Origin of the sequence: Streptomyces durbertensis (assembly GCF_014156695.1) — a bacterium.
Lineage (GTDB): Bacteria > Actinomycetota > Actinomycetes > Streptomycetales > Streptomycetaceae > Streptomyces > Streptomyces durbertensis.
Window position 1 is genome coordinate 1 of sequence record NZ_WMLF01000518.1, and the last position, 3380, is coordinate 3380.

Genomic DNA, 3380 nt, shown 5'->3' on the forward strand with positions numbered 1-3380 from the left:
CTGAGGTCTCGTGGGCTCGGAGATGTGTATAAGAGCCAGCCAGTGGGTCGGTGGCCGGGGGCGGGGCGGGTCAGTCGCGGGCGCGCGGCATCGTGGAGGAGCGGCGCACCTCGCCGAACTCGACGCCGGGGATGACCGAGGGGATGCGGACGGTCGCGGTCACGGTAACCTCGCCGGGTGCCCTTGCCTGACGGAAGCCGGCGTCGTCGGCGAGCCAGCCGCTGAGGGCCTGGCGGCCGGTGCTGACCGGGTCCGGGCCCTCGTGTTGGGAGGCGGCGCGGGCGGCGGCGCGGGCGGCGGTGCCGGCCTGGGAGGCGGCGTGCGCGGCGAGGCCGAGCTGGACGGCGGCGAGCGCGACGAGCAGCAGGATCGGAACGAAGCCGATGAACTCGATGGCCGCCTGCCCGGACTCCCGGTCGCGCCGTGCGCGGCGGCCGGGAGCGGGCGGCGTGCCGCGCGGGGGCGGGGTGGTGGTCATTCGGCGGCCTCCGAGGGTGCGGCGGCGCGGCTGGAGATCGTCAGCGGGAGCTTGACGCTGGGGAAGAGCACGGGGACCTTCAGCCGGACGGTGGCGGCGGCGACCTCGCCGTAGCCGTGTCCCGGGCAGCTGACGGAGGCCCCGGACGCCCAGGAGCCCGGCATGGCCTCGACGGCGGCTGCCTGGCAGCTCTCGCCGACGGCGCTGGCCCGGGCGGCGCGGTCGGCGGCGTCGCCGGCGAGGACAAAGGTGTAGCCGACGAGTACGAACTGCCAGCACAGCGCGAGCAGGAGCAGGATCAGCGGCACCATGCCGAGGAACTCCACGGTGGCCTGGCCGCTGTCCCGGCCGGTCGGCGCCTGCCGCGCCGGCCGGTGGTCTTCCGCTGATCCGGTCCGCATCGTCAGCGTCCCCCTGCTCCGCGTCCTCCGCGGCGGGCCGGCGGGGTTCCGCCGCGGCCGGTGTGCCGTACGAGTCCGCCGCCGCCGTCCTGTCTTCCGGGTTTCGCTTCCCCGGCCTTCTCCTTCCGGGTCTTCCCTCTTCCGGCCGCTCTGCCACGTCCGGCCCTGGGGCCGCCGGAGTCGGAGGCGTTGACGCCGAGTTCGGCGGCGAGTGCCCACAGTGCCCGGCGGACGTTGCCGCGGCCGTCGAGTTCGTGGAGCCGGGCGGAGTCGACGTAGCCCTGGAGTTCGCGGAAGTTGGCGGGGACGGTGGTGCGGGCGAGGCGGGTGCCGGTGAGCCGTTGGATGAGCTGCGGCTGGAGTTCGCTGGTGCGGGTGTGGCGGTTGACGACGGTGACGGCGTCCTCGGCCTTGCGTATCTGGAGGCGTTCCCACAGCCGCAGCATCCGTTTGACGCCGCGCACGGCGACGACGTCGGGGGTGGTGACGATCAGCGCGGTGTCGGCCGTCTCGACGGCGGCGGCGCCGGCGGGGGTGAGCTGGGCGCCGCAGTCGATCACCACGGTCTCGTAGCGGGCGCGCAGGACGCCGAGGATCTGCCGGGCGGCCGCCTCGGTGACCTCCTCGGCGCGTTCTCCCTCCGCCGGGGCGAGCAGCAGGTTGAGGCCGCTGGGATGGGCGAAGACGGCGTCCTGGAGGACGCGGACGGAGAGGTCGCTGATGCCGGCGAGGTCGGCGATCGAGCGGCGGAACTGGACGTCGACGAAGGAGGCGACGTCGCCGCTCTGGAGGTCGAGGTCGACGAGTGCGACGCTGCCGCCGGACTGGGCGGCGAGGGCGAGTTGAACGGCCGTGAGGGTGCAGCCGACGCCGCCCTTGGCGCCGCTGACGGTGATCACCCGGCCACCGGGGCCGGTCGGCGCCTCGTCGCCGCCGCCGAGGTGGCGCCGAACGCCGGCCGCCCACTGGGCGACGGAGTGCACCCGGCCGGTCAGGTCGTCGTGGCCGAGGGGCAGCCCGAGGACGCCCCTGGCACCGGCCTCCATGGCGGCGGAGTACACGGCCGGGCTGGGGTCGCCGGTGAGCAGCACGCTGCCGACGGCGGGGAAGCGGAGGGCGATCTCGCGGACGAGTTCGAGGGCCGGCAGCGGGGTGATGCTCTCGTGGACGAGCACCACCTCGGGGAGCGCGCCCACCGACTCGGCTGCCAGCGCGGCGAGTTGGTCGAGCAGGGCGGTGGAGTTGCCGGCCGGCGGGAAGGGCTCGACGCCGGGGAGCTGGCCGAGCAGTGAGGCGGTGCTCCGGACGGCGTCGGCGTCGCTGGCGGCCTGGATGACGCGGATGACCATGGTGGCTGCCTCACTTGTCCCGGGAGAGGCGGTAGTCGCGTTCGCCCTTGGGGATCGGGTTGTCGTCGCCCGGCGCGACCAGGGCGAGCCGGACGTGGGTGGCGAACGACTCGGCGTAGGCGACGCGTTGTGCGTCCGTCGTGTCCAGGGCGAAGGTGATGGGCACGACCTGGCGGCGGCCGGCGCGGCCGTCGTCGTCGGGTTCCAGGCTGGTGAGCCGGCCGACGTCGATGACACGGGCGCGGTCGACGAGGACCTTGGAGACGGGCTCGGCGTCCCCTTCGCCGGGGAAGGTGGCGAAGACGTTGACCCGGGAGCCGGGGGTGATCTTGCCTGCGACGCCCGTGGAGGCGTCGATCATGATGGCGATCTCCTGTTCACCCGGCTCCAGCGCGGGCCGGTCGGCGATCATGTCGCGTTGCAGCAGGGAACCCTTCTTCAGCGGGTTGACGGCTATCCGGCGGTCTATCTCCGCGAGGTCGGTGACGGCGGTGTCCGGCAGCCAGCGCTTGGGCACGCTGATCTCGGTGAACTGCTTCTCGCTCAGTTCGACGTAGGGTTCGACGTCCTGACGCAGCTGGTAGGCGGTGACCTCGGGGCCCACCTTGGACTCCACGTCGTTGACGACGGACAGCACGCCGCCGAAGACGACGAGGGCGCCGAGTACGGACAGCAGCATCAGGATGACGCCGCGGCGCTGGCGTGAGTTCATCGGTGGGTGTTACCTCGTGTGAAGAGTGGGGCGGCTCGGAGGCTGACCGGGCGCCTCCGGGGACGGGGTCGGTCGGTGGCGTGGGGCGCGGGGCTCACGGCGGGCCGGTCGGGTGGGTGCCGAGCTGCGTGGTGCGGGCCTGGGTGAGGCGGCTGGCGTCGTAGGGCGCGGTGGCGGGGTCGGCCGCCGGTATGCCGGGCCGGGGACCGGCCGGGCCGTGCAGCGCGCGGCCGTCGCCGCCGGGGACGGCACGCTGCTCGCCGCCGACGGGCCGGGACCGGGCGCCCGGGACGGTACGGGCCCCGACGACCACGCGGTCGTCGATCACCAGGCCCAGGGCTGAGAGCACCGCCATCAGCAGCATGGCGGCCGAGAACAGCATCAGGGGGCGGTGCCACCGCAGCGCGTCGGCGAGCGCCGACGTCACCGCGGGGCTGTGG

General features: G+C 74.4%; 4 protein-coding genes and 1 pseudogene. All 5 read right to left on the reverse strand.

Annotated elements, in window-relative coordinates:
* Positions 1-70: 70 nt before the first annotated feature.
* On the reverse strand, positions 71-478 hold the full coding sequence (locus GL263_RS23645) for a TadE family protein (RefSeq protein ID WP_182857770.1): 408 nt from the start codon (positions 476-478) through the stop codon (positions 71-73).
* Entirely contained in the window at positions 475-879 is a 405-nt protein-coding gene (locus tag GL263_RS23650; protein ID WP_182857771.1) for a TadE/TadG family type IV pilus assembly protein, read from the reverse strand. The genes GL263_RS23645 and GL263_RS23650 overlap by 4 nt, the downstream gene beginning before the upstream one ends.
* Before the next feature lie 2 nt (positions 880-881).
* Positions 882-2228: a CpaE/TadZ family protein gene (locus GL263_RS23655; RefSeq protein ID WP_182857772.1), complete on the reverse strand. Its 1347-nt coding sequence runs from the start codon at positions 2226-2228 to the stop codon at positions 882-884.
* A 10-nt stretch (positions 2229-2238) separates the two neighbouring features.
* A complete protein-coding gene (gene cpaB, locus GL263_RS23660; RefSeq protein ID WP_182857773.1) occupies positions 2239-2940 on the reverse strand; it encodes a Flp pilus assembly protein CpaB in 702 nt (233 codons plus the stop codon).
* A 94-nt stretch (positions 2941-3034) separates the two neighbouring features.
* Positions 3035-3380 (reverse strand): annotated as a pseudogene (locus tag GL263_RS23665) (hypothetical protein); the annotation flags it as partial.